The sequence below is a fragment of the Lachnotalea sp. AF33-28 genome (assembly GCF_003477885.1).
Classification (GTDB): domain Bacteria; phylum Bacillota; class Clostridia; order Lachnospirales; family Lachnospiraceae; genus AF33-28.
The window spans coordinates 34,318-60,370 of the sequence record NZ_QUEE01000014.1 but is presented as its reverse complement, the minus strand read 5'-3'; the positions used below and the strand labels follow the sequence as shown (position 1 = coordinate 60,370).

28 protein-coding genes are annotated in these 26,053 nt (G+C 47.9%); 8 read left to right on the top strand and 20 right to left on the bottom strand.

Translation table 11 applies throughout. From position 1 onward, the window contains the following. Positions 1-92: 92 nt before the first annotated feature. The 3 genes from rpsG to tuf all read left to right on the top strand — a co-directional run bounded on the left by rpsG (position 93) and on the right by tuf (position 4,022). The gene (gene rpsG / locus DWZ56_RS17520; RefSeq protein WP_199679620.1) at positions 93-563 is read left to right on the top strand and encodes a 30S ribosomal protein S7; all 471 of its coding nucleotides are present in this window, start codon (positions 93-95) and stop codon (positions 561-563) included. Between the two features lie 44 nt (positions 564-607). Then, positions 608-2,725: an elongation factor G gene (gene fusA, locus DWZ56_RS17515; protein ID WP_118557900.1), complete on the top strand. Its 2,118-nt coding sequence runs from the start codon at positions 608-610 to the stop codon at positions 2,723-2,725. 103 nt (positions 2,726-2,828) lie between these two features. Continuing rightward, complete coding sequence (gene tuf / locus DWZ56_RS17510) at positions 2,829-4,022, top strand: elongation factor Tu (protein WP_118557899.1); 1,194 nt, start codon at positions 2,829-2,831, stop codon at positions 4,020-4,022. Positions 4,023-4,119: 97 nt separating this feature from the next. Here tuf and DWZ56_RS17505 read toward each other — a convergent pair whose 3' ends face one another. The 20 genes from DWZ56_RS17505 to DWZ56_RS17410 form a co-directional block, all read right to left on the bottom strand. Next, positions 4,120-5,760: a recombinase family protein gene (locus DWZ56_RS17505; protein WP_118557898.1), complete on the bottom strand. Its 1,641-nt coding sequence runs from the start codon at positions 5,758-5,760 to the stop codon at positions 4,120-4,122. A gap of 94 nt (positions 5,761-5,854) precedes the next feature. Then, entirely contained in the window at positions 5,855-6,091 is a 237-nt protein-coding gene (locus DWZ56_RS17500) for a hypothetical protein (RefSeq protein WP_118557897.1), read from the bottom strand. Positions 6,092-6,095: 4 nt separating this feature from the next. Continuing rightward, positions 6,096-6,299, bottom strand: a complete 204-nt coding sequence (locus tag DWZ56_RS17495) for a hypothetical protein (RefSeq protein ID WP_243095343.1) — start codon at positions 6,297-6,299, stop codon at positions 6,096-6,098. 265 nt (positions 6,300-6,564) lie between these two features. After that, positions 6,565-6,957, bottom strand: coding sequence for a cysteine-rich VLP domain-containing protein (locus DWZ56_RS17490; protein WP_118557896.1), 393 nt, complete (start codon positions 6,955-6,957; stop codon positions 6,565-6,567). A gap of 209 nt (positions 6,958-7,166) precedes the next feature. Continuing rightward, positions 7,167-7,424 carry a winged helix-turn-helix domain-containing protein gene (locus DWZ56_RS23510; RefSeq protein ID WP_330424913.1) on the bottom strand — a complete coding sequence of 86 codons (258 nt, stop codon included), beginning with the start codon at positions 7,422-7,424 and terminating at the stop codon, positions 7,167-7,169. A 269-nt stretch (positions 7,425-7,693) separates the two neighbouring features. Then, complete coding sequence (locus DWZ56_RS17480) at positions 7,694-8,599, bottom strand: permease (protein ID WP_118557894.1); 906 nt, start codon at positions 8,597-8,599, stop codon at positions 7,694-7,696. Between the two features lie 11 nt (positions 8,600-8,610). Further along, positions 8,611-9,048 carry an 8-oxo-dGTP diphosphatase gene (locus DWZ56_RS17475; protein ID WP_243095341.1) on the bottom strand — a complete coding sequence of 146 codons (438 nt, stop codon included), beginning with the start codon at positions 9,046-9,048 and terminating at the stop codon, positions 8,611-8,613. Positions 9,049-9,068: 20 nt separating this feature from the next. Next, positions 9,069-9,908 carry a DUF362 domain-containing protein gene (locus DWZ56_RS17470; RefSeq protein WP_334294786.1) on the bottom strand — a complete coding sequence of 280 codons (840 nt, stop codon included), beginning with the start codon at positions 9,906-9,908 and terminating at the stop codon, positions 9,069-9,071. Between the two features lie 262 nt (positions 9,909-10,170). Then, positions 10,171-10,740, bottom strand: a complete 570-nt coding sequence (locus tag DWZ56_RS17465; protein ID WP_118557891.1) for a cyclophilin-like fold protein — start codon at positions 10,738-10,740, stop codon at positions 10,171-10,173. After that, the gene (locus DWZ56_RS17460; protein WP_118557890.1) at positions 10,737-11,444 is read right to left on the bottom strand and encodes a DUF4405 domain-containing protein; all 708 of its coding nucleotides are present in this window, start codon (positions 11,442-11,444) and stop codon (positions 10,737-10,739) included. Before DWZ56_RS17460 ends, DWZ56_RS17465 begins: the two co-directional genes overlap by 4 nt. 4 nt (positions 11,445-11,448) lie before the next feature. Then, positions 11,449-11,988, bottom strand: a complete 540-nt coding sequence (locus DWZ56_RS17455) for a flavodoxin family protein (protein ID WP_118557889.1) — start codon at positions 11,986-11,988, stop codon at positions 11,449-11,451. A gap of 13 nt (positions 11,989-12,001) precedes the next feature. Beyond that, on the bottom strand, positions 12,002-12,481 hold the full coding sequence (locus DWZ56_RS17450) for a flavodoxin (protein ID WP_118557888.1): 480 nt from the start codon (positions 12,479-12,481) through the stop codon (positions 12,002-12,004). Between the two features lie 16 nt (positions 12,482-12,497). Next, positions 12,498-13,235 carry a carboxymuconolactone decarboxylase family protein gene (locus DWZ56_RS17445; protein WP_118557887.1) on the bottom strand — a complete coding sequence of 246 codons (738 nt, stop codon included), beginning with the start codon at positions 13,233-13,235 and terminating at the stop codon, positions 12,498-12,500. Positions 13,236-13,237: 2 nt separating this feature from the next. Beyond that, positions 13,238-13,432 (bottom strand): 4-oxalocrotonate tautomerase DmpI, encoded by a 195-nt coding sequence (gene dmpI, locus DWZ56_RS17440; RefSeq protein WP_118557886.1) that lies wholly within the window; start codon positions 13,430-13,432, stop codon positions 13,238-13,240. A 72-nt stretch (positions 13,433-13,504) separates the two neighbouring features. After that, the gene (locus DWZ56_RS17435) at positions 13,505-14,458 is read right to left on the bottom strand and encodes an aldo/keto reductase (protein ID WP_118557885.1); all 954 of its coding nucleotides are present in this window, start codon (positions 14,456-14,458) and stop codon (positions 13,505-13,507) included. Positions 14,459-14,486: 28 nt separating this feature from the next. Continuing rightward, on the bottom strand, positions 14,487-15,953 hold the full coding sequence (locus tag DWZ56_RS17430) for a flavodoxin (protein WP_118557884.1): 1,467 nt from the start codon (positions 15,951-15,953) through the stop codon (positions 14,487-14,489). A 12-nt stretch (positions 15,954-15,965) separates the two neighbouring features. Beyond that, positions 15,966-16,661, bottom strand: a complete 696-nt coding sequence (locus tag DWZ56_RS17425) for a flavodoxin (protein WP_118557883.1) — start codon at positions 16,659-16,661, stop codon at positions 15,966-15,968. A 76-nt stretch (positions 16,662-16,737) separates the two neighbouring features. Continuing rightward, positions 16,738-17,289, bottom strand: coding sequence for a flavin reductase family protein (locus DWZ56_RS17420; RefSeq protein WP_118557882.1), 552 nt, complete (start codon positions 17,287-17,289; stop codon positions 16,738-16,740). After that, on the bottom strand, positions 17,286-17,663 hold the full coding sequence (locus DWZ56_RS17415) for a MerR family transcriptional regulator (protein ID WP_118557881.1): 378 nt from the start codon (positions 17,661-17,663) through the stop codon (positions 17,286-17,288). Before DWZ56_RS17415 ends, DWZ56_RS17420 begins: the two co-directional genes overlap by 4 nt. A 97-nt stretch (positions 17,664-17,760) precedes the next feature. Next, complete coding sequence (locus DWZ56_RS17410) at positions 17,761-18,645, bottom strand: LysR family transcriptional regulator (protein WP_118557880.1); 885 nt, start codon at positions 18,643-18,645, stop codon at positions 17,761-17,763. Positions 18,646-19,251: 606 nt separating this feature from the next. Here DWZ56_RS17410 and DWZ56_RS17405 point away from each other — a divergent pair. From DWZ56_RS17405 to DWZ56_RS17385, 5 genes are all read left to right on the top strand, one after another. Further along, complete coding sequence (locus DWZ56_RS17405; RefSeq protein ID WP_118557879.1) at positions 19,252-19,605, top strand: BlaI/MecI/CopY family transcriptional regulator; 354 nt, start codon at positions 19,252-19,254, stop codon at positions 19,603-19,605. A gap of 14 nt (positions 19,606-19,619) precedes the next feature. Continuing rightward, positions 19,620-21,860 carry a M56 family metallopeptidase gene (locus DWZ56_RS17400; protein WP_118557878.1) on the top strand — a complete coding sequence of 747 codons (2,241 nt, stop codon included), beginning with the start codon at positions 19,620-19,622 and terminating at the stop codon, positions 21,858-21,860. Between the two features lie 160 nt (positions 21,861-22,020). Next, positions 22,021-22,491 carry a MarR family winged helix-turn-helix transcriptional regulator gene (locus DWZ56_RS17395; protein ID WP_158584646.1) on the top strand — a complete coding sequence of 157 codons (471 nt, stop codon included), beginning with the start codon at positions 22,021-22,023 and terminating at the stop codon, positions 22,489-22,491. Further along, positions 22,491-24,233, top strand: a complete 1,743-nt coding sequence (locus DWZ56_RS17390) for an ABC transporter ATP-binding protein (protein ID WP_118557876.1) — start codon at positions 22,491-22,493, stop codon at positions 24,231-24,233. Before DWZ56_RS17395 ends, DWZ56_RS17390 begins: the two co-directional genes overlap by 1 nt. Then, the gene (locus DWZ56_RS17385; protein WP_118557875.1) at positions 24,223-26,043 is read left to right on the top strand and encodes an ABC transporter ATP-binding protein; all 1,821 of its coding nucleotides are present in this window, start codon (positions 24,223-24,225) and stop codon (positions 26,041-26,043) included. The genes DWZ56_RS17390 and DWZ56_RS17385 overlap by 11 nt, the downstream gene beginning before the upstream one ends. Positions 26,044-26,053: the final 10 nt, after the last annotated feature.

Sequence of the window (26,053 nt, the reverse complement as noted above, 5' to 3'; positions counted from 1 at the left end):
ACCATACCGAGCGCGAAACACAAGGACATTTGTGAGTACCGATGAATTAATGAGAGCCCGTAAAACCGGGTAATATTAAGGAGGGAAGTAACGTGCCACGTAAAGGACATACACCAAAAAGAGATGTATTGGCCGATCCCATGTATAATAATAAAGTGGTTACAAAGTTAATCAACAATATTATGCTGGACGGCAAAAAGGGTGTTGCACAGAAGATCGTATACGGAGCTTTTGGCAAAGTCGAGGAGAAGGCTGGAAAGCCTGCTCTGGAAGTATTTGAAGAGGCTATGAACAACATCATGCCTGTTCTGGAAGTAAAAGCAAAACGTATCGGCGGTGCGACCTATCAGGTACCAATCGAAGTAAAACCGGACAGAAGGCAGGCTCTGGCTCTGCGCTGGCTGACCATGTTCTCCCGCAAGAGAGGCGAGAAAACACAGGAAGACAGATTGGCAAATGAAATTCTTGACGCAGCTAACAACACTGGCGCAGCCGTTAAGAGAAAAGAAGACATGCACAAGATGGCAGAGGCAAACAAGGCGTTCGCTCATTACAGATTCTAGTTTTTGCCAGTCTTGCTGCTTAGCTTAAGAAGGAGGAAATTTCCTTGGCTGAAAGACAATATCCATTAGAGAGAACCAGAAACATCGGTATCATGGCGCATATTGACGCCGGTAAGACCACTCTTACCGAGCGTATACTGTTCTATACCGGTGTGAATTATAAGATTGGCGATACTCATGAAGGTACTGCGACCATGGACTGGATGGCGCAGGAACAGGAGAGGGGTATTACGATTACTTCAGCTGCCACCACATGTCACTGGACTTTGGAAGAAAAGACGAAACCCAAAGAAGGCGCTCTGGAGCACCGTATCAATATCATTGATACGCCTGGCCACGTTGACTTTACCGTTGAGGTAGAGCGTTCACTGCGTGTGCTGGACAGTGCTGTCGGCGTGTTCTGTGCGAAGGGCGGCGTTGAGCCACAGTCAGAAAACGTTTGGCGTCAGGCTGATAAGTACAACGTTCCGAGAATGGCATTTATCAATAAGATGGATATCATGGGTGCAGATTTCTTTAACGCTGTGAGCATGATCAAGTCCAGGCTGGGTCATAACGCAGTTCCGATTCAGCTTCCGATTGGTAAAGAAGACAATTTCAAGGGTATCATAGACCTGTTTGAAATGCAGGCCTATATCTATAACGACGAAAAGGGCGAAGACATCACGGTATGTGAAATTCCCGAGGATATGAAGGATCAGGCGGAAGAATACCGCACCGCTATGGTGGAGTCCATCTGTGAGACGGATGACGACCTGATGATGGAATATCTGGAAGGTGAAGAGCCTTCTGTGGAAGCACTGAAGGCAGCTCTTAGAAAAGCAACCATTTCCGTGCAGATCATTCCTGTGCTCTGCGGTACGGCATACAGAAACAAAGGCGTTCAGAAGCTTCTGGATGCGGTTCTCGAGTATATGCCCGCTCCCACAGATATTCCTTCTATAGAAGGAACGGATATGGACGGCAACACGGTTGTGAGACATTCTTCCGATGACGAGCCGTTTGCGGCTCTGGCATTCAAGATCATGGCCGACCCGTTTGTAGGAAAGCTGGCGTTCTTCCGCGTATATTCCGGAACGCTCAATTCCGGCTCCTATGTGCTCAATGCCACGAAAGGCAAGAAAGAGCGTGTAGGCCGTATCCTGCAGATGCATGCTAATAAGAGAGAAGAACTGGACAAGGTATATTCAGGAGATATTGCCGCAGCGGTTGGTCTGAAATTCACCACCACCGGCGATACGATCTGTGACGATCAGCATCCGGTTATTCTGGAGTCCATGGAGTTCCCTGAACCGGTTATCGGCGTTGCAATCGAGCCGAAGACGAAAGCCGGACAGGATAAGATGGGTGAAGCGCTTGCCAAACTGGCAGAAGAGGATCCGACCTTCCGCGTATCCACGAATGTGGAGACCGGTCAGACCATCATCGAAGGTATGGGCGAGCTGCATCTGGAAATCATCGTGGACAGACTTCTGCGTGAATTCAAGGTGGAGGCAAATGTAGGCGCGCCTCAGGTTGCTTACAAAGAAGCGTTCACTAAGATGGTGGAAGTGGACAGCAAGTATGCGAAGCAGTCCGGTGGACGTGGACAGTACGGACATGCCAAGGTTCGTTTTGAGCCCATGGATCCCAACGGTGAGAAGACCTACGAATTCGTATCCGCGATTGTCGGCGGTGCGATTCCGAAAGAATATATCCCTGCGGTAGACGCAGGTATCCAGGAAGCCACCAAGTGCGGTGTCCTGGCAGGCTACCCGGTACTGGGTGTTAAGGCCACCGTATACGATGGTTCTTACCATGAAGTCGACTCCAGTGAAATGGCATTTAAGATCGCCGGTTCCATGGCGTTTAAGGATGCGATGCACAAGGGCGGCGCAGTGCTGCTTGAGCCGATCATGAAAGTGGAAGTTACGACTCCGGAAGATTATATGGGAGATGTTATCGGTGATATCAATTCCCGCCGCGGCCGTATCGAGGCTTTCGAAGATGTAAATGGTTCCAAGCTGATTAAAGGATTTGTTCCGCTGGCTGAAATGTTCGGTTATGCTACTGACTTAAGAAGCAAGACCCAGGGCCGCGGTGCCTATTCCATGTTCTTTGACAGATATGAGCCCGTACCGAAGAGTGTACAGGAAAAAGTAATCGCTGCCAAAGAGAAATAATGCTTGAAAATATCGGTGTTATATCCTATAATAATACCAGCTATCTAAACCCAAAAATCAATAATGCCCGCCGACGGGCGATTATGAAGGAGGACTTTTAACAATGTCTAAAGCTAAATTTGAAAGAAGCAAGCCGCATTGTAACATTGGTACAATTGGCCACGTTGACCACGGTAAGACAACTTTAACAGCTGCTATCACCTACACACTGTTCAAGAGATATGGTTTAGGCGAAGAAGTAGCATTTGATCAGATCGACAAGGCTCCGGAAGAGAGAGAGCGTGGTATCACAATCTCCACTTCTCACGTAGAGTATGAGACTCCGAACAGACACTACGCACACGTAGACTGCCCCGGACATGCTGACTATGTAAAGAACATGATCACCGGCGCTGCACAGATGGATGGTGCTATCCTGGTTGTAGCTGCTACCGATGGTGTTATGGCTCAGACGAGAGAGCATATCCTGCTGGCTCGTCAGGTAGGCGTTCCTTACGTTGTTGTATTCATGAACAAATGTGATATGGTAGACGACGAAGAACTGCTTGAGCTGGTTGATATGGAAATCAGAGAGCTGTTAAACGAGTATGATTTCCCGGGCGATGACACACCGATCATTCAGGGTTCCGCTCTGAAGGCTCTGGAAGATCCCATGGGACCGTGGGGAGACAAGATTGTTGAACTGTTCGAGATCATCGACAAGTATATTCCGGATCCGATCAGAGATACAGATAAGCCTTTCCTGATGCCTGTAGAGGACGTATTCTCTATCACAGGCCGTGGTACGGTTGCTACCGGTAGAGTAGAGCGTGGTACAATCCATGTATCCGACGAAGTTGAAATCGTTGGTCTGAAGGATGAAAACCGTAAGGTTGTCTGCACCGGCGTTGAGATGTTCCACAAGCTGCTGGACGAAGGACAGGCTGGTGATAACATCGGTGCTCTGCTTCGTGGTGTTCAGAGAAACGAAATCGAAAGAGGCCAGGTTCTGGCTAAACCCGGTTCCGTTACCTGCCACAAGAAATTTACAGCACAGGTTTACGTACTGACCAAAGATGAAGGTGGACGTCATACTCCTTTCTTCAACAACTACAGACCTCAGTTCTATTTCAGAACAACCGACGTAACCGGTGTCTGCAATCTGCCGGAAGGCGTTGAGATGTGCATGCCTGGTGATAACGTAGAGATGACCATCGAGCTGATCCACCCGATCGCTATGGAGCAGGGTCTTACTTTCGCTATCCGTGAAGGCGGACGTACAGTTGGTTCAGGCCGTGTTGCTACCATTATCGAGTAATCGCTGTTAAATACAGTAAAATAAAGGCTCCCGAGGATTAGGCGGAGGCTCATAAGGAAGTAAATGAAATTTTTCGGTAGAACCGGCGTGGCGGAAGTCACGCCGGTTTTTCTGTGGTTGCAGGCAGCTCCGGTTTTTGAAGAGGGATCCGAATCTTACCCACATAAGTAAAGTAAATCTCAATCGTCACATGCTTTCTTCCGTCAATTTTCTCCGGGTTATGGATGACGATTTTTTCAATCAGTTCGTTGACTGTCGCAGCGTCAAGCTCCTGTATATCGGAATATCGTTCTGCGAGCTGTAAGAAACGTCCTATATCCGAGACCTGCTCGGCTTCTTCTGTGATTTCACGCTCCAGTGTTTCGGAAAGCTGCCGGATTTCCGACTGTTCCGTTTCATATTGTGCAGATAACTTCTGAAAACGAAGGTCGCTCAGTTTTCCCAGAACATTATCTTCATAAAGGTGCTGGATGATTTTATCCAAGTTCTCCATGCGCTTCTGTGCACCGGACAGGGCTTTTCGTTTCTGCGCCAGTTCTGCTTTTCGGCTGGCTTCATCCTGCATCAGCATTTCCTGCGTGAAGTCATCCTGAAACAGCCGCACATAGGTCAGCGTCCGCTGAACACATTCCAGTACCCGTTTATACAGCGTGATTTCACGGATATAGTGAATCTGGCAAGAACCGGTATTGCTTTTGTAATTGGAACAGACAAAATGATCTTGCGAATCATCTTTGTAGCTGTTGCAGGTACAGTAATAGAGCTTAGCTCCGCAGTCAGCACAGCGGACAAGGCCGGAGAAAATGCTTGTCTTGCCGGTCTTGGTTGCCCTGCGTTTATTTTCCCTGAGAGCCTGTATCCGTTCCCATTGTCCGTACTCAATGATTGCCGATTGTGTTCCTTCAAATATCCGTTGATTTTCTTTCGGATTTTCCAGTCGCTTTTTGAATTTCAGGGATTTTGTATAAGTCTTGAAGTTGACTGTACAGCCGGTATATTCCCGCCGTTCCAAAATACCGGCGATTGACTTTCTGTTCCATCCATATAAATTATCTGGCATTGTCCAGCTTTTCTGTTTGGCATGGTAGGCGGTGACGGTCAGCACCTTTTCTGCTGTCAGTATTTTGGCTATCTGCATCGGACCTTTCCCTGCAATACACAGGTCAAAAATACGCTGCACCACCTTAGCCGCTTCTTCATCCACAATCCATTTCTTTTTGTCCTGCGGGTCTTTGATATAGCCGTAGGGCGGGTTGCTGGCAAGGTGTTCCCCGGCTTCACCCCGCATTCTGACAACTGCCCGGATTTTCTTGCTGGTGTCCTTTGCGTAATAATCATTGAACACATTTTTGAAAACGGCAAAATCATTTTCTCCTTTCGCGCTGTCCACATCATCATTGATTGCGATGAAGCGAACGTCGTAAGCCGGGAAAATGAAATCCTGCAAACGCCCCATATAGGAATACTCCCTGCCGAGCCGGGACAGGTCTTTGACAATCAGTGTGGAAACAGAATAGTCCTCCACATATTTCATCATTTCCTGAAATCCGGGTCTTTGAAAGTTCGTTCCTGAAAATCCGTCGTCTACAAATAACATGGTGTTGCGGAAACCGTGTTCTACGGCATATTTGGAGAGCAGTGCCTTTTGATTGGTGATACTGTTGGATTCTCCGTCAAGGGCATCGTCCTGGCTTAAACGGCAATATAAAGCTGTGATTTTATCTGGCTGCTGGTTCATAAGTAGCTCCTTTCCTCCCGAAAAAGGGATAACAGCCAGGTAAACGGTTACCTGTATTATAACGCATTCTTTCTGTTATTTCAGCCTCCCTCATTTATATTTCCTCCAAGTTTTTTGCAATCATCCGGCGCAGCTTGTTCAGCACACTTTCCGCATCATCACCAGCATAATGAGGAATCACATGGTAAACCGTGTTGCCCTCCACGGTGATATGTTCCTCGGTATCAAAATCAAATTCAAACACACCGTCTTTGAAATGCTCTGCCACACGTTCCGCCACCTCCGGTTTCAGAAACTGCGGAAGTGTACTCAAATCTTTTTTATCTGCCATTCAGTCAGTTCTCCTTTCCTGTTGTCGGAATTCTCAGGGTAATTACTGCCGGTCTGCCAAGCCCCTGTTTCCTACGGATAATCAGTCCGCTGCGCTCTAATTCCTGAAACGCACGGGTCGTTACCTGACGGCTCCGGTGCAGCTTCCCTTTTGCTTCTTCTACTGTAAAATACAGCCGTACCGTTCCGTCTATTTTCCGGCTCTCCAAAGCGTCGGATTATCCACTGCCGGAAAGACAGCTTTGGGGCAGTGCAGAGTGTCCGTTTTTCCAGTCTCTGAAATTCCAAGACAGGATACCCCCGTTTTTGAGCGAACTCTAAAATGCATGAAATATAAGAGAAATAGATACCACCTAATCGGGAAAATCCCGGATAGGTGAAATTACCTCTGCGGACAGTTTCAAGACTGTTTTACGGATGTAGAAGGGATTTATACTGCCTGCCCGCTGACAAGTGTTGAAGCGTCCAGCAATATCAAGGTTTTTTCGCTTCTAATTGTCCGCATAGGAGCCTTCTTTTACGGTCGCTGGCATTCTTCTGTTTTCGATGCACCTTTGCCGCACAGGACTTACAATATTTCGCCCGGTTAGAGCCGGGAAGAAACGGCTGGCCGCAGACAGCGCACCGTTTCATGTTGCCCCTGTGTAACAGAGCTGTTTCCAAAGGATTGTCCAATGGAAGAACCGCAATCCGAAACCATCTGCATAAAAGCGAGTAGGAAATGCTCTGGACACAGACGCATTCCTCTCCGTCATCCAGCATGATGCAGTTTCCGTTATCATAATTACAGCACGCATGAACTAATTTCCTTGCCTTCCGGTATTGGCTATAATCCATGACCGGTATTTTATCTTTTATATGCTTCACCTCCTGACTGTCAAAAAATATCCATTCACTATTCCGTACATTTTTGGGGTCTTTTTGAAAACTTCACAAAAAATTCACAATTTACCCTATCAGAAGTGGCAGCCAAAAAATCCCTCCATTATTCAGTACATATTTCAGGAGAAAGTTGCCGTCTGTCCTGAGAAAATACAAAAAAATTCACACCGCAGGTTTTACCCTATGGTGTGAATTTATGGCAACGAAAACTTATATCCGATTCCGGTAACACTTTTGATATAGTCGGGATCGCCTGGGTCTATCTTTAATTTTTTCCTTAGATTACATATATGGTTGTTAATTGCTTTTCGTGAATAGTAGGTATAATCCTCTTTCCAGACCAAATCCATGATAAGTTCATAAGTAACTACCCGCTTTGGATTGCTGGCAAGCAAGAACAATATATCAAACTCTTTGACTGTCAGACATATTTCCTGTTCACGAACAGTCACAAGTCGTTGTTCCAGACAGAGATATAAATCACCTTCCCGTATTTCTGTAAGAAGATTGCTGTCTTGCCAGGCGTATCTCGAAAAATGTTGGTATAAAGAACAGGCATCTGTTGTCTCAGAGTATTCAAGAAGGAAGTGAGCAAGTTCCTGTCGCTGAGTTTTAGTCAGTAGTAGCACCAACTTTTCCCCAATCCGTTTTCCGGATTCTAATATATCCAGTACAACTAATTTCCCATGTTATCACAACCGTTCTGATGTTTTGCCAATTATTATAATATAATCCCATTGACAATCAACCCTGTCGCCAGGGAAAACAACATCATATAGCCAATATAGAGTAAAAAACATCTCATTCCAAGAACAATTTTTACTGCACCCAAATTCGTGATTTTGGTGGCGGGGCCGGTAATCATAAACGCCGCCGCGCTCCCCATAGACATTCCATCCATTAACCAGCCCTGCAAAAGAGGAATCGTTCCGCCTCCGCAGGCATACAGCGGTACGCCGACGGTTGCTGCCATCAGAACGCCGAAGGCTTCGTTCCCTCCGAATATGGAGGTCATCATATCAGACGGTACATACCGCTGAAACAATGCGGAAAGCACGATACCAATCAAGAAGTATATTCCGGTTGCCTTGACATTCCTGCCGAGATTTTTCAAAAATCGAATCAGAATGTTCGGGTCAACGTCACGGCTCCGGGGTTCGGAAAATCCTTCGAAATTGAAAAACGGTTTGTTTCGATAAAAAATACGCACCAGCAGACCGGCAGCAATGCCGCACACAAAGCAGGAGACGATCCGCACGACCAATGCGGTCGTTCCCAGCGCCGCACTGTATAGGATCAGCTGCGGATTCAAGAGGATGGAGGACATCATAAACGCCGCCAGCCAGTCATCTTTGATTCCGCCTTTGGAAAAGGAAGCAGCAATGGGAATGGTTCCGTACATGCACAGCGGAGAAGCGATCCCAAGAACACTGGCGGCAACAATGCCCAATATACCAATCTTTTTCTCACCGATTGCGCGAAAGGTGTTATGTATCTTGTCTTTGAGAAAGACAGAGACAGCGGAGCCCAGCAGCATACCCAGCACCCAATAGGGAAAGAGCTGCTCCAGCTGAACGCTGAAATAGTACCAAAGGTAAACACTCTCGCGTCTTATGATTTCAAACATGACATCCCTCCTTACAGCAGCCGGCAGGAACCGTCCGGCGCATAATAAAATTCCGATTTGTCTTCAGATTCAAACAGTTCCAACATCAGATCCAAATCCCGTGCAAGCGGGTACTCTTTGATCCGGCTGCGTTTCAGCCAGAATACCCGACCTTCCGGGGATGATTGTAAATGCCCCTCAAACCGGTCGCTCTTGAAAAGCAAGATTACATATCTTCCGCCGTTCTCCATGGAAAACTGCTTGATTCCGCAAAGAGAGGGGGTCTTGATCTGATATCCGGTTTCTTCCCAGACCTCCCGGATCACAGATTCCACAAAAGATTCTCCCGATTCCACGTGACCGCCGGGAAAGGCAAGACCATCCCAGGCAGTGCCGATCCGTTCCTGCACCAAAATACGCCCGGCTTGGTCGGAAACCATACAAAGAGTCGTAAAAACAGCCTGTTCCACGGCGGCCACCCCTTTCTCAGTTATTCGTCGATGGAAACCAGCTGATAGGTCCGGCTGCCCAGACCGATCTTCTCTGCCTGCTCCAGCGTATGTAATCCATTTCTGGACTCAATACGGTTAATCAGTGACTGCCCATCCTCCGCAGCATAAACCAGATCCACACAGGCCTGGTCAACCGCTACCGGGTCAAAGGATGCAAGGATGCCAATGTCGTGCATATCCGGCTCAGCAGGGTTTCCATCACAGTCGCAGTCAACACTCAGACGGTTCATCACATTGATATAGAGGATGTTTCCGTCCAGTGAGTTGACCACAGATTTTCCGGCTTCCGCCATGGATTCCAGAAAGGCATCCTGCTCGCCGCTCCACATACTGCCGCCTTTACCTCCGGTATGAATATTTGTCTTTCCTTCCGAGGAGGCAATGCCGATGGAAATATTCTTAATGGCTCCGCCGTAACCAGCCATGGCATGACCTTTGAAGTGCGACAGCACCACAAAATAATCATAGTTTTCAAAGTGGGCGCCTACATAGTTTTCCGTCAGATTATCGCCGCCCTCCACCGGCAGTGTGATGGAGCCTTCCTCATCCATAATGTCTACATCGGCTATGGCGGTATAACTGTGATCCTCGGCTACCTGATAGTGCATGGCCGTATTGGAACGGGAGCCGCCATAAGCAGTATTGCACTCCACAATGGTCGCCTCCAGCGACTGCACCAGATCGCCAATCAGATCGGTTCGCAGATAGTTGCTTCCCGGTTCGCCGGTAGACAGTTTCACGGCTATGTTGCCGGTGGGGGAAGCCTCCAGTGCATCGTAGATGGCCATGAGTCCCTCGGAGCTGATGTCGGTAGTCATATAAACTGCCGGCGCGTCTCCATTAACGGTTGTGTCTGCTCCTACACCGGAATCCGTTTCACTTTCGCTGCTTTCGGGATCGGAGGACGGCGTTTCCGGCTGGCTGTTTTGTGTGGTTGGATTGCTCGATTCCTGAACCGGTTCTGTTTGGCCGCAGCCTGCAAGGCAAACGGTAAAAAGAGCCGCGGCGAATAGGGCCGCAATTCCTTTTCTTTTCATTGATTGCTCCTTTCTGCGCACTGCGCTTGATCGATCGATTTCATTATTCGGATTTTTCCAAAGTCACGGTAAAATTCTCTGCTTGTGCGGCAATATCTTCTATTCCCGCTTCCAATCTGCCCAACGAGATCAGACCGTTGGAGTAATTAAAATCCTGATAGAACAGAGAGAGGTTTCCCCATGGAGCGTATAGGCAGAGGTCGCCCGGCGAAGGGTCGTAGCCCTCCAGCTCATCCGCAGAGGGAAGCTGCTGTCCTTCCGGGAGATATGCGATCTTTTCTACACTGTTATAATCTTCAAAGGTCACTTCCAACGGCAGCATATCGTAGAGCGCATCGGCAACCGGGTTCTCATATAGGGTAATTTCATACGACTGTCCGTCTATTGTCATCAGAACCTGCCTCTGATCGGGTTCCGCAGGTTCCGATTCCGTGTCTTGGGGAATTTCCGGCTCTACGGACGGTTCCGGCACGGATTCCGGGGTCTCTTCATTCGAAGTCTGCGAAGAAGCAGGCGGGGATACGCTTTCCCCATCCGTATCGCTTTCCGACTGACAAGCCGCAAGGGAAACCACAAGCAGCATTGCCGCCATCAAGCTTAACAGCTTTTTCATACATTTTCCTTTCCGGCGGCTGCTTTTTTCGCACCGCCAAGCTTTCTCAATCCCTTTGAAAGATAATGGGCAGCAAATACCCAAAGCCCCATCAGGCAGATATAGTCCAGATAGAACGACCAGATCGGCTCCTCATAGTCCAAAAAGACAAACTCTGACTGCAAGAGCAAATAGGTTGTGAAATCCCGGCTGATAAATACAAAAACACCATAAGCCGCAATCAGCATTCCGATCAGGCACAGCAGTATTTTGCGTGTATTTGATGGAGTTTTCATGCCCATTCTCTTTTTCGCCATGCCCAAAAACATATTCCAGTGCAGGCCCAGATGAACGCTCATCAGGATAAAGCCCCAATAAGCGCCCAGAATATGCAGCCTTCTGGCCAGCGCCATCCCGCCGTCAATGGGCAGGAATGCAAATACATGACGGGACATGGCAATACCGCTGTACATCTGCGCCAGCATTGCAATCAAAAGCAGCATGTCCACACTGACTTGGAGCGCCCTCATGGGTGTGCATCTGCCTTTGAACAGGGTCTTATACCAATTTCGATTTAGGAAATGATGTGCAAGAAACAAAATGAGCATCCCGGCTCCGACCCATTCGTGGGCTGCTTCGCCCCACAGCTGGTAACCCATCAAAACCAACAACGCCAGCGTCATCAGCACATCTACCACGATTTTTATGATGGCAGTTGGTTTCATCCCTTTACCCTCCTATTCGTTTTCCCATGGCATATGCTTCTTGGGGGAATCGCGTGCGTTTTGTCATTTGAACAGTTCCGCAGCCAACCCCCAGAATTTCTCCTTGATTCTGAAAATTCAAGTAGCGGCACAGGGTTTCGTAATGTGTTTTCACGTCCTGCATCGTCCAGCTATTGCTGTCCCAGGCGGCGACAATCAGGGCGGTTTTCAGCCCCTTCTCCGTCAGCTGTCCATTGAAGCTGTAAAAACGGTCAATGACGGTTTTCATCTGTGCGGAAAAGCCGAAATAATAAAGCGGCGTCACAAAAACAGCCATATCGGAATCCAAAAGCTGTTCCCGCAGAACAGTCATATCATCTTTTTGCACACATGGGCCCGACATTCCACAGGCGCCGCAGCCCAAACAGGGATTCAGTTTGGTATGCCCGGCGTCAAACACTGTCACATCATGCCCGGCTTCCTCAGCGCCTCGTCTAAACTCCGCTGCCAACAGATTGGAAGAACCATGCTTATGCGGGCTGCTTTCAATCACCAAAATCTTCATTGCTCATCCCCCCTTATAAACCCAGACTTTTTACCCAGGAAGAAACCTCGCTCATAGAAGCGGAAGCGCTCAGCTTCTTACCCGGCAAAACCTTTGCCGACGGACAGCTCTTTTCCAGAATGGAGGCCGTCTTGCCCATGCCGCTGCCGCCCGAAGTGGCAAAGGGGATCACCGTTTTGCCGGAAAAATCATAGCTTTCCAAAAATGTCTGTACGATCCGCGGCGCTTCGTACCACCAGATAGGGAACCCCACAAATACCACATCGTACTGCGCCATATTCTCTACCGGTACGGCAATGGCGGGGCGGGCAGCCTTATCATTCATCTCCACGCTGCTGCGGCTCTGCTTGTTGTTCCAATTCAAATCGGCATTGGTGTAAGGGGAAGCCGGTTTGATCTCATACAATTCCCCGCCTGCTGCGTCCGCCAATGTATTTGCCAGTCTTTCCGTTGCGCCGCTGGCAGAAAAATAAGCAACCAATGTTTTGCTCATCATCAAATCCTCCTTGTTATAATTTGCTGTATTCCTCATCGGTGACTGCTTCCAGCCATTCATTGACGGCGTTCTCGCCCGGCACCTCTACTGCCAGATGGGAAAACCAGCCGTCCTTCGCCGCGCCATGCCAATGCTTCACGCCCGCCGGAATCACGACGACATCGCCGGGATGAAGCAGCTGCGGCTCTTTGCCCCATTCCTGATACCAGCCCTGCCCTTCGGTGCAAAGAAGAAGCTGTCCACCGTTTTTATCCGCATGGTGAATGTGCCAGTTGTTACGGCAGCCTGGCTCAAACGTCACGTTTGCGATAGCTACACCGGATGTGGCGAGCATTTTCAAATAGCTCTGCCCGGTGAAATACTGCGCAAATCCATCGTTGGGCTGCCCCAGCCCAAACAGTCCTCCATGGGCGCTTTCGTGGGCGTCATCCTCGTTCCAAATCTCCTTCGCCATACGAAAGGCTGCCCACGCCTTGGGCCACCCGGCGTAAAAGGCCGCATGGGTAAGGATCTCTGCAATTTCTTCCTTTGTGATCCCATTCTTTTTCGCGGTTTCCAGATGGTATTGGAAAGAAGAATCCACAAGCCCCTGAGACATCAGGGCAACCACTGTGACCAGAGAGCGATCCCGCAGGGAAAGCTTATCCTCCCGGTTCCACACCTCGCCAAAAAGCACATCATCGTTCAGTTCCGCAAATTTGGGAGCAAACTCGCCCAGATCCCGGCGGCCTGCTGTTTGCTTTACGGCCATTTTTACACCTCCTTATTTCTGTCGCTGATCAGCTGCCCGCCGACCCCCACATTATCCAGTTCATTTTCTTTGATGAACACATAAAACCCCGCTTCGGGCAGCCCTGTCACCCTCGCGGCTGTCTCTGTAAACTCTTTTGCCAGAGTACGCTTTTGTTCTTTTGTCAGCTTTGCAGCCTCCATTGTAATTACAGGCATTATATTTCCTCCGTTTCTAATCAAAAAATGGGGAGAAGCGGGCAAAAGCAGCCGCTTCTCCCCAAGCAAAAATTATGCCATGGGATTTTCCCAGGAACCTCTGGTGTCCACATTCGCTTTCTTTGCAAGAACCTCCAAAGTTTCCATCTCCTCGGCGCTCAGCACAACCTTGGCTGCTTTCGCGGCATCCTCTGCATGAGAGGGCTTGGTTACGCCAATGATCGGACGCGTGCCCTTGGCAATAGCCCAGGCAATGGCTACCTGCGGCACGCCCACATTGTGGTTCGCCGCCATCTCACGCATAGCATTGATCAGCTCCTCCAGCTGCGGCAGGATGGGATTATAGGTATCGCCGCGCTGGCTGCCCTCCGGCAGAGGATTCTTGGTATCGTACTTCCCGCTGAGCGCGCCCTGCTCCAGAACCATATAGGCGTAGAAGTCGATGTTGTTTTCTTTGCAGTAGTCCAGAATACCGGCATCCTCGGAAGAACGGTAGAGCAGGCTGTAATGATTCTGAACGGCGGAAATATGCACGCCTTCCTTGCTGAGAATTTCTTCTGCCCGCTTGATCTGCGCCAGATTGTGGTTGGAAACGCCAACCTGACCCACCTTACCGCTCTTTACAAGAGAAACCAAGCCGGGCGTCCAGCGTTCCACATCGGCAGGATTGTGAATCCAGTAGACGTCAATATAATCGGTTCCCATGCGCTTCATGCTGGCGTCGCACATCTCCGCTACCGGGTCTGCGCCGCTGCCTGCAATCTGAGGGGTGAATTTGGTGGAAAGGATGACATTCTCGCGGGGATAGGTCTTGGCAAACGCACCCAGAATATCCTCAGATGCCCCCATGCCATATACCGTTGCCGTGTCCCAGAGAGTAAGGCCCTCACGCATTGCTGCGTCAAACACTTCTTTCAGCTTAGATTCGCCCAGATGGTTACCGAACACCTGATCGCCGCCTGCGGCGCCAACGCCCCAAGACCAGGTTCCAAGTGCGATTTTCGGGAAATTTTTGTTGTTATTCATAGTATTGTTCTCCTTTTTTCTTTGTGTTTTAGTTTTCAGAAATTCCATTGGTGGAAAGCCACTCGCTCACATCATCCGGCATACTGCTTCCGCCGGAGTAATGAATGGAAAGGGCTTCGCCCATTGCTGCGTCCGGCACGAGCTTTGAAATAGCGGTCAGGCTTTGACCAAAACGTCCGCCGCCGTGGCTGCAAAACGGTAGGATCGTTTTACCGGAAAAATCATATTCTTCAAGGAAAGAAGCAACCGGCATGGGGATGGATGCCCACCAGTTGGGATAGCCCAGGATGATGGTGTCATACTGCTCCATGTTTTCCACATGGCTTGCAAGTTCCGGCCGCGCCTGCTCGTTCTGATCCCTCTGTGCTTCATCCAATACGGTGTTGTAATCATCGGAGTAGGGATTGAGCATCGTGATCTCAAACAAATCTGCTCCGGTCTGGCTTTGGATTTCTTCTGCAACGCCCTGTGTGTTGCCGCCCCAGGAGAAATATGCAATCAAGATATTCCCATCACCGGAAGCGTTGTTGCCGGCAGCAGAGCCGGATACGGAGCCAGAGCCGGCCATCGCATTTCGCACTAGGCGAATACCGATGTTAAAGCTGCCGTGATCCTGTTCCAGTGTGGCGCGATAGGCAGAACGCATATTTTTGGCAAAATCGTTCCAGCCGCCGCCCCGGTAAACCCGAAGCGAGCCGGTTTCCGGACCGGTGGGATCGGTCTGCTCCTCTGTGCTGTAAGAGCCGTAATAATCCCAGACCCATTCGCTCACATTGCCGTGCATATCATATAGCCCATAGGCATTGGGGGAGAAGCTGCCAACATCTACCGTTGTTTCGCGGTACTGACCTGGCTGGGTATCCAGATTGCCCTGAGAGAAGTAGTTGCCCTCGATCTCATAAGGGTAATGTCCGTAATAGTTAACCTCGTCCGCACTGGGAGAGTTCTCCGTATTGAAGGGAGTGGTGGTTCCGGCCCGGCAGGCATATTCCCATTCCGCTTCCGTGGGAAGCCGATAGCCGTTTGCCTCCCGGTTCCATGTGACATTCTGTCCGTCTACGGTGTAGGCGGGCGTCAGGCCTTCCAGCTCGCTGCGGGCATTGCAATAGGAGATTGCATCCAGCCAGGAGATGTTCTCTACCGGCAGATTTTCTCCGGAGAAACTGCTGGGGTTTCCATCCGTAACCATTTGAAAATCCGCCTGTGTCAGCTCATAGGGGCTGATATAGAAATCGCTGACGGTTACGGAGTGCTGGGTCTCGTCCTCGCTACGCCAAGGCTCGGAGTCCGGACTTCCCATTTGAAAGCTACCGCCTTCAATTAAGACAAATCCCTCCGGAACATCTTGATCGGCAACTGTTTCCGATCCATCGGCACTTTGCGATGAAGCAGGGGGTTGAGACGCACTCTCACCGTCCGTGCTGGTTGTGCTGCCGCAGGCCGCCAATGATACCACCATCAAAAGCGATAAAAAGATTGCAGTTAGCCGTTTCATAAAGAATCCTCCTTACTCGGTCAGGCCAGCAGGAGAAAGCCATTCCGTTACCTCATCGCTGGGTTCTGCAGCCGCAGAGCTGCTGAGGGAAAGACCGTCAACTACCGTAGCATCCGGCTCCAGAGATTCGATTGCGCTGATCGTGCTGGAAAAACCGCTACCGCCGCTGGTAACAAAGGGAGCAATGGTCTTGCCGGAAAAATCATAGTCATCCAGGAAGGTGTAAAGAATCATCGGCATATCGCCCCACCAGTTAGGGAACCCAAAGTAAACAACATCATACTGTGCGAAATCCTCTACGGTTTCTGCAATCGCAGGACGGGCGTCGCTTGCCTTCTCTTCCTGAGCAATATCCAGCAGTGTATCGTAATCATCGGTATAGGGCTCCGCCGGAGTGATTTCAAATACATCTGCGCCGGTTTGCGCCGCAATTTCATTGGCTACCGCTTCAGTATTGCCCGACCAGGAGAAGTAAACGACCAGTGCATTGGAACCGGCTTCCGGTTCCGATTCAGAAGGTTCCTCAGTTTGCGTAACGTCCTCGGAGGAGGAAGGTGTTTCTTCCGGCGTGGAGGAAGGCTCCGTTTGGGAGAGCGCCGCAGACGACCCGCCTTGGGAAGAATCACTCTCCGAAGAATTGCTGTTCCCGCAGGCCGCAAGAGCGAATACCATAGTAAGTATCAATACAAAAGCCAAAATTTTTTTCATGTTAAAGATCTCCTTTCATTGATCTGGCTACTGTACAGAAGAACTTGGTCCCGTCTGCTTATGCCAGATATTTTTGTTATTTGGTTTCTTTTCCCAGCGTCATGCACTTTGCGGCAGTATCGCCTGTTTTCAGATAGGTGTAGCCCGGCATTTCAAACAAAATCGGTTTGAAACTGCCGTAATCAATTTTTCCGGAGGCATTCAGGATGCTCTCCTCTGCGTAGGTGTGGTCAATTTTCAAAATGAAATTGTCAAACCCCTTCGTTTCATAGAGGTCTTCCACCGTGCATTCCATGGAAACCTTTGCCTCGTCAATCAGCGGGGCGCTGTTTGGGCCGATGCTGTAGCTGAACACCTCTGATTTGTCGGTCTTATTGCCGCTGACACAGCCTACATAATCCGCTTTCCGAAGCATCGCTTCATCCACTACATTGACCGATAACACTTTAGTATCCCGAATCCCCCGATTGGTGTAGTGAGGCTTTGCCAGACTGACCATGATGTGATCGTGCCCCATGATGCCCACATGACCAACCAGCACCCAGTTGGGCTTTTTATCCACCATAGTGCCGACTACTACCAGCGGAGTGGGATACAGTGCCAGTACAGAACCTAAGTCTTTCTTCATATTTCTTGACCTCCATTTGATTTGTTTTCAGATGCCTTTTTGATTTCAAAGCGAAGATAATCCAGCCTGTCCAGCTGCTTTTCTTTGAAATGGATTTCGTCCAAGGTACCATTCCTTTTTTCGTTGAGCATTCGCATACGCTCCTGTTGCGTGGACTCGCCGACGAGAAGCAGCTTCATATATGTCTCGACTTCCTCTTTTTCGAAGCCAATATCATGGAGCGTCATAATCATACTCAGCCGCTGAATATCTTCTTCATCGTACTGCCATGCTCCCATCACCTTTCTTACCGCATCGCACAGCCCCCAGCTTTCATATTCATTTAATATCTTGATGGGGATGTTATACCGTTCACTTGCTTCCTGAACTGTCATTTTATGCTCCTTTCCGATGTAATTAAAAAATATAGGTGCTCCTCTTGGGAACACCTATATAGTAATTCAAATATTGTGATATGTAAAATGCTTATATTTAATCTCCAGATATAGATTTTATGTATGCTCTTGCATGTTCGATAAAGGCTATTGTTGTGGAAGAAAGTATCTGATTCTTTTTCCATGTAAGAACTGTGGGCGTTTCAACGCTTGGAGATAACGGAACGAATTTAAGTCCCGGATAGTGACAATCCAATTCAATTCCCAATACGGCTCCGATTTGTTCCTGTGCCAGAATTGCTTCATTGTAGAGCAAATTGCCGCTTGCGATAACCTCGATCTGATCATAATATTCACCGAACCATTTTCTGATTTCAGGGTACATTTTCTCACTTCTTGCCGAAATAAGCTGCTCATTCTGCAAATCGGCTGCCTGAATGGTCTCCTTTTGTGAGAGCTCCGATAATTCGGACACAAGAATACCCCATTTTTCTTTTGCAGGCATGGAAATATATTCGTATTTACTGATATCGATCGGCTCCATCATCAGTCCAAAATCGAGAATTCCCCGCTCAATACGTTCTTTTATATTCTCAGAATTACCACTGTAAATCTGATACCGAACCAGTGGATGCTTTTCTCGAAAAGAGGCAATCATTTTAGACAGGTATCTGGTACTGCGAAATTCGCCGCTGCCAATGGATATTTCACCGGTCAACTGTACATCTCCACGTTGAAAGTCTTGCTTTGTCTTTTCTGCAAGGGAAACGAGTTCTTGTGCTCTTCGTTTTAGAAGCATACCATCTTCGGTCAAAATAATATTATGATTGCTTCGAGTAAATAATTTTACGCCTAACTCCTCCTCCAGCTGCATAATGGAGCGTGAAAGAGTAGGCTGTGTTAAATGAAGCAGATTGGCAGCTTTTGTTATGTTTTCTTCTCTGGCCACCATCAGAAAATACTGTAATGAACGAAATTCCATAGTGATACATTCCTCCTTTATTGCATTGTATCACAAGCATTGATAAATTTGAATATCTAACGTTCAGATATTCAATAATATCAAGTAAAGCGGCAAGTAATGCAATCTTCCGTAAGATTGCGTATTTTAGGCAGGAAACCGTTCCCGGTATTCCTGCCTAAAATGCTTGTTGGTGACATATCCCCAAACCCCTGAGATCGCCACCTGCGGTGACGGCTGCGCGTTCTACGAACGCTAAAAAATGAATAAACAATATCGCTAACATAAAAAACTCTATGCGAAAGATTTTCTCAATCACATAGAGTTTTTATTTTTCCGTTTACCTGGCTTAACTCATAGTTTTTGTAATGTTTCCTTATGAGCTACTGCCTTTTCCCCGGGAGCTTTTTTGCGCTCAAAAATTCGAAAAGCATGGGTGCGAGTGACACATTGTGAGAGGATAGCTTGTAATATCCAGACCTCCAGCTTCCGGAGGGGACACATTATGAAATCGGCAGATACGGAAGAATGAGAGCAGATAAGTCATGCTTGACAAAGCGGACCACATAGAGTAGTCTTTAACTATAGACCACTCTATGTGGTCTTCTGTGTAAGGAGGAAATGAGTATGGCTGAAATACAATTAGGAGTTATAGAAGCGAGATATGCAGATATGATATGGGAACATGAACCGGTTACTTCGTCAGAATTGGTAAAGCTGACAGCAGTAGAATTTAATTGGAAACGCACTACAGCACATAATGTACTTAGGAGATTGATTGATAAGGGGCTTTTTATAAATGAAAATGGGCTGGTTACTTCTTTAATTTCTAAAGAGAAATTTTATTCCTTACAAAGTAGAAAATATGTGGATGCGACTTTTGCAGGTTCGCTTCCGGCATTTATTGCAGCATTTATGCAGAATACCAAACTTACGGACGAAGACGCAGAAGCAATCCGTAAAATGATTGACAAGGCATAAGGAGGGGGGTAACTATGGGAGAGGTATTTTTAAAAGTACTGAATATGAGTCTTACCGCCAGTTTGCTGATATTAGCGGTGATAAGCTTTCGTCTTATTTTTCGCAAGACGCAAAAATGGGTACATTGTTTTTTGTGGAGTGTGGTTGCGATCAGATTGATTTGCCCGTTTTCTATAGAAAGTGCTTTCGGTTTATTGTCCAGTACGGAACCGATTAAGGAATATGCAGTTGTGGAAGGCGAAATGCAGGATTATGTTCCATCCATTAACAGCGATTTGCATATTGTTAAGAATTTAGTAAATCCGATACTTGCAGAGACTTTTGCCTATGAAGAAACTGACAGTGTGGCTCCGTTACAGGTGGTTACTTATATATGTGGTAATGTGTGGGTAGGTGGAATGATCTTTTTGATGCTGTACGCAGTAATTAGTTTGTTTAGATTGCGTTTGCGGATAAGAGAATCAGTGCCATATAAAGATAATATCATGATTTGTGATGCAGTGAAATCACCTTTCATATTAGGAAATATAAGACCACGGATTTACTTATCTTCCGGACTTGATGAGAATGAAGTAAAATATATTATGGCACATGAATGTGCTCATTTAGAGAGGAAAGACCATTGGTGGAAACCCTTGGGATGTTTATTGCTGTGTGTATATTGGTTTAATCCTCTTTACTGGATTGCATATATTCTGTTCTGCAAAGATATTGAACTTGCGTGTGATGAAAGAGTAATCAGGGACATGGATATACATGACAAAAAAGAATATTCCAGAACGTTGCTGTCATGTGCACGTCAGAGAGAATTGGTGTTGGTTTGCCCGTTGGCATTTGGGGAAGTGGGGGTAAAAGAAAGAGTGAAATCCGTTTTGAATTATAAAAAACCGGATTTTTGGTTGATATTAGTGTCTATAGCAGCTTGTTTGATTATTGCAGTATGCTTTTTTACAACTTCTCCAAGAAAGTACCAGATAAGAGTAACCATTCCGGCAGGAGGTATGGAACAGTTTTATTATTCGGATGAAGAAATAAGTCCCAAAGGGAAACATTTAATTTTGTCTGCAGGGGAAGGCCTGGGAGATACGGAAATCATATTGAAAGTGGTGGAATGTAGGCAGGAAAATGCTTACGATGAACCTGTTTATCTTACACCGGGAATGCCAGTGAAGATGGATGTGGAAAAAGGTGCATGGTTCAAAATAGGTGTGAGTGTACAAAATCCTACAGAAGATGATATAGATGTATATGTGGAAGTGGAGAATGTTGACTTAAGAATTGCCTCGGTTGACAATGTTGGGGAAAAAGAAGATGTAACATCGGAGTGGATAAAAGAAGAAATTAATGTCGAAAAATATGATGTGACACATGATGGCATACTTGACTATATTATTACATCTTTGGTGTATGAATCAGCATTTGTAGATGCTGATTCGACACAGCAGGAAAGAATCGCACAACGGTTGCAGGTTGGAGTTATTCGTGTTGATGTCTATGAAGGAATCGAAAATTCCGAAGAGCCGGATAGGAATAAGGCAATTTGGAGTCACGAATATTCAGGTGCACACACCGGAAACGGACAATTGAGTATCGTACATACAAATGACAAGGATTGGCTGCTTTCCAGTAGTTTCTATATAGGTCAGGGATTTGCGACTCTGGAGTATATAGTTTTCTCACTGAATCAGAAGGGAGAAATGGATATTTTAGATGAACAATTAGCAGAGTTTGAGATGACACAGAAAGATTTGTCAGATGAGTATAAAGAATTGCAAACCTCGTTAAGTAAATATACTGAAGAGGGTATTTTGATTATTGCCTGTGATATTGATTTGGAAAAACAATTTGTTCGTACCAACGCAACACCATATGTGCCACGAAATTATTATGATATTGTATTCACTAAATTTGGATGGAAGACGGAAGTGTCGGTTTCAAATTTGAGGGATAATATAATTAAAACAGTATCTATTGAAGATGCAGCAAAGTTAGAGTCAGTTGTATTAAGCGATACATGGCAGGAAGGCACTGGCGATTGTATCAATGACTGTAAACTCATATTTGATGGGGAAGTATATTACTATCATTCAGAATGTGGTACTTTTAATGATTCACAAAATAACAGAAAACTGGAGCTGACAACAGAACAGAAAGAAAATGTAAATGCTATTTTTGAAAAATACATTTCATTGGGGTCGGGGCTTCTAGGGTTTTACCTAGGAGCCTTTTTACGCTCAAAATATGGAGAGATTTAGTGTGTGGTTCCGCGGGGATTGCTATATTCAAGTTTATAAGGTACCTTGACATATCTCCCTCTCTTATCTATAATAGACAGTGAAAGCACTGAAAAGGGACAGATGCGGACCGATTTCCCCTCCGCCTGAACTGTTATATTAAATGATTGGATTGATGAAAATGAGAGAAAAAAATGAATTGCTTCAGATTATGGAGCGCTGCGGTCATTATCTGTATCACCGCCGGGGCGGTAAAAGAGGACAGGGAAGAATTCTTAGGATCCTGTATCAGGAAGGACAGCTATCTCAGAAGACGCTGCAGGATATGCTGGGCATCCGGGCCGGCTCCATGAGTGAGATCATCGGCAAACTGGAGGGCGGTGGACTGCTGATACGCGGAAAAGACACCGACGACCGAAGGCGGATCACGCTTAGGATCACGGATCAGGGCCGTAAGTTTGTGGAGGACCGTGAAAGAGAGGTCATTGAAAAAGATGAGCGGCTGTTTGCCTGCTTAGATCACGATGAACAGGAGGATCTGAAGCGGCTGCTTCAAAAGCTCTTAAGCAGCTGGGAGGCCGAGGTGAGTCCGGAATTCTGGGAACATCCGCGGGCTAAGAAAAATAAGGGGAATGGAGGGCATGAAATCTGATGTTACGATATTTGAAAAGGTACTGGTATTTTGTCCTGCTTGCGCCTCTGTTCATGGTCGGCGAGGTGCTGATGGACCTGGCGCAGCCGCAGCTCATGAGCACGATTGTGGATGAGGGTGTGCTGGGACTGTCCAACCATAATGTGGGCGATCTTAAACTGGTAATCATGACCGGGCTCAAGATGATCGGCCTTGTGACAATCGGAGGGATCTGCGGTGTGCTCTCCGGCGTGTTCGCCAACCTGTGCAGCCAGAATTTCGGCAATGATATACGTAAGGACTGTTTTAAGCGGATTATGGCGCTGTCTTTCGAACAGACCGACCGCTTTTCCACCGGATCGCTGGTAACCCGTGTGACCAATGACATCACACAGGTTCAAAATATGGTTGCGATGTGCATCCGGGGGTTTGTCCGAAACATCATGCTGTTCGGAGGCGGAATCGTATGCATGCTGACGCTGAACCTAAGCTTTGGCGCGGTGATAGCATGTGCGCTTCCGTTCGTCATATTCATGGTCATCTTCTTTATCGCGAAGGCGAATCCTATATTTGCTGTTCTGCAGAAAAAACTGGACCGTGTGAATTCCGTCATGCAGGAGAATGTGTCGGGTTCCCGAGTCGTGAAGGCATATGTCCGAGAGGACTATGAAAAGAAGCGGTTTGGGACTGCCAATAAAGAGCTGGTTGATACGCAGTTAAGAGTTTTAGTGCTGTTCTCCTGTATGATGCCTCTGATGAACATTGTGATGAACCTGTCCGTGGTGGCGGTGATCTATGTCGGATCCGTTCAGGTGAAATCCGGCGGTGCCACACCCGGCAATGTGATGGCGGCGATTACATATGTTTCTCAGATATTAAACGGCATTATGATGATGGCCATGGTCTTCCAGAATATTTCACGGGGAACAGCTTCTGCGAGAAGGCTGAATGAAGTGCTGGAATGCGAACCGGTAATTGCCGACGGAAAACAGGAGATCCGTACGGATATACGGGGAAAGATTGAATTTCGTGATGTGTCCTTCTCCTATCCGGGCGGTAACGGCGAGAGCGTATTAAGCCATATCAACCTGACGGTGGAACCCGGCGAGACATTGGCGATTCTGGGGGCTACCGGCAGCGGAAAGTCCAGCCTGGTCAATCTGATCCCGCGCTTTTACGATCCCGCGGAGGGGACAGTGCTGGTGGACGGCGTGGATGTGAAGGAATATCCGCTTAAGGTGCTCCGCGATAAAGTGGCCATCGCGCTGCAAAAGAGCGAACTTTTCAGCACGACCATCCGGGAAAATATATCCTGGGGCAGGCAGGGAGCCTCTGACGGGGAGATACGGAAAGCGGCCGAAGCGGCCCAAGCCTCCGAATTTATTGAGAGCAAACAAAGCGGTTATGATACAGTTGTGGCGGAAAAGGGCATGAGCCTGTCGGGAGGGCAGAAGCAGCGGCTTTCCATCAGCCGTGCCCTTCTTAAGGATGCCGAGATCCTTATCTTTGACGACTCCACCAGCGCCCTGGACTTAAAGACAGAGGCCAGACTGTATCAGGAGCTGCGCAGCCATTACGCGGATGTGACAAAGATCATCATCGCCCAGAGAATCGCTTCGGTCAAGGGAGCGGACCGCATAGCGGTCATAGATAACGGCACGATAGCGGCTCTCGGTACCCACGAGGAGCTCATGAGAAGCAGTGAGGTATATCAGGACATCTATAATTCACAGCTGAAGGGAGGTGCGGATCATGAGCAATGAGTCAAAAACAGCCTCTGCGCCTCCGGTGAATTTCCGTCCGGGGAGAGGGCCCAGAGGCATGCAGATAGTGGAAAAACCAAAGGATACCAGGAAAACGCTGGGGCGGCTGTTCGGATACTTCGGCCGGGAAAAGCTGATGCTTCTGGCGCTGATGACAGCGGTAGTATTTATGGTCATCTGCTCAGTTTATGCGCCCAGCCTTCAGAGCAGCGCCATTGACCGCATATCGGAAAAGGCGTTTGAAGAGCTGCCCTTCCTGCTTCTGATCATGCTTTGTGTATACCTGTTTTACAGCCTCTCCACGCTGGTCCAGAGCCTTTTAAGCGCTCATTTAAGCCAGAGAATCGTCCGCAGGATGCGGGAAGACCTGTTTGATAAGATAGTGAATCTGCCGGTCAGGTATCTGGATAATCATCCCCATGGGGATATTATGAGCCGCATGACCAATGATGTGGAAAATATCTCTAACACGGTATCACAGTCTTTAAGTTCGCTGGTTTCCGGTGTGCTCACCATTATCGGAACCGTGGGCATGATGGTGTGGTACTGCTGGCAGCTGGCGCTTCTCTCCTGTATTACCGTGATCCTAACCGTGCTGGTGACCAGGTATCTTTCCACCGCTATGCGCAAGTTTTTCCGTCAGCGTCAGATTCTGCTGGGAGAGCTTAACGGTACGGTGGAAGAAATGGTGGTAGGATATAAGACCGTGGTTGCCTATAATCATCAGGAAGCGGTGATCGAGGATTTTAACAGCACCTCCGATGAGCTGACTAAGACCGGCATCATCGCGGAGATACTGGGCGGTTCCATGGGACCGGTGATGAATGTCATCAATAATATCGGGTTTGTGATCATCGCGGCGTTCGGCGGATATTTTGCGATCAACGGTATGATCTCCATCGGCGTGATATCTGCATTTATCGTTTACGCCAAACAGTTCGGACGCCCGATCAATGAGATTGCCCAGCTGTACGGCCAGATTCAGACCGCCATCGCCGGAGCGGAGCGCGTGTTTTCCATTATGGACGAACCCAGCGAGGATAAGACCGGAACGAGAGAAATCAATCAGGCCAGAGGGGTTGTTACATTTAAAAATGTAAATTTTTCCTACTATCCCGGCAGACAGGTGCTGTATGATTTTAATCTGGAGGTTTATGCGGGGCATAAAGTGGCTCTGGTCGGGGCTACGGGCAGCGGTAAGACCACGGTGGTGAATCTGCTGATGCGGTTTTATGATATCGACAGCGGCCAGATATTGATAGACGGTGTCAATATAAAGGACATCGACTGCAACAATCTGCGGAGAAATACGGCGATCGTGCTGCAGGATACGGTTCTGTTTTCCGATACAATCCGCAATAATCTGAAATATTCGAATCTGGAAGCGGAAGATGCCGAAATGATTGAAGCGGCTAAGATGAGCAACTGCGATCACATGATTCGGCATATGACTGAAGGATATGATACGATGCTGACTGAATCCGGTCAGAACCTGTCCCAGGGCCAGCGCCAGCTGTTGTCCATAGGCCGTGCGTTTTTAGCCAGCCCCAAGATTCTGATCTTGGATGAGGCCACCTCCAGCGTGGATACCCGTACGGAAAAACATATACAGGACGCCATGGTAAACCTCATGAAGAACCGGACCAGCCTGATCATCGCCCACCGTCTGTCCACAATCCAGGATGCGGATCTGATTGTGGTCATGGATCAGGGGCGCATTGTGGAGACGGGGAACCATGAGGATCTGCTGAAACAAAAGGGACGTTATTATGAGCTGTATATGACTCAGTTCGCAGGAAATGCGATCTAAGGTGATGCGA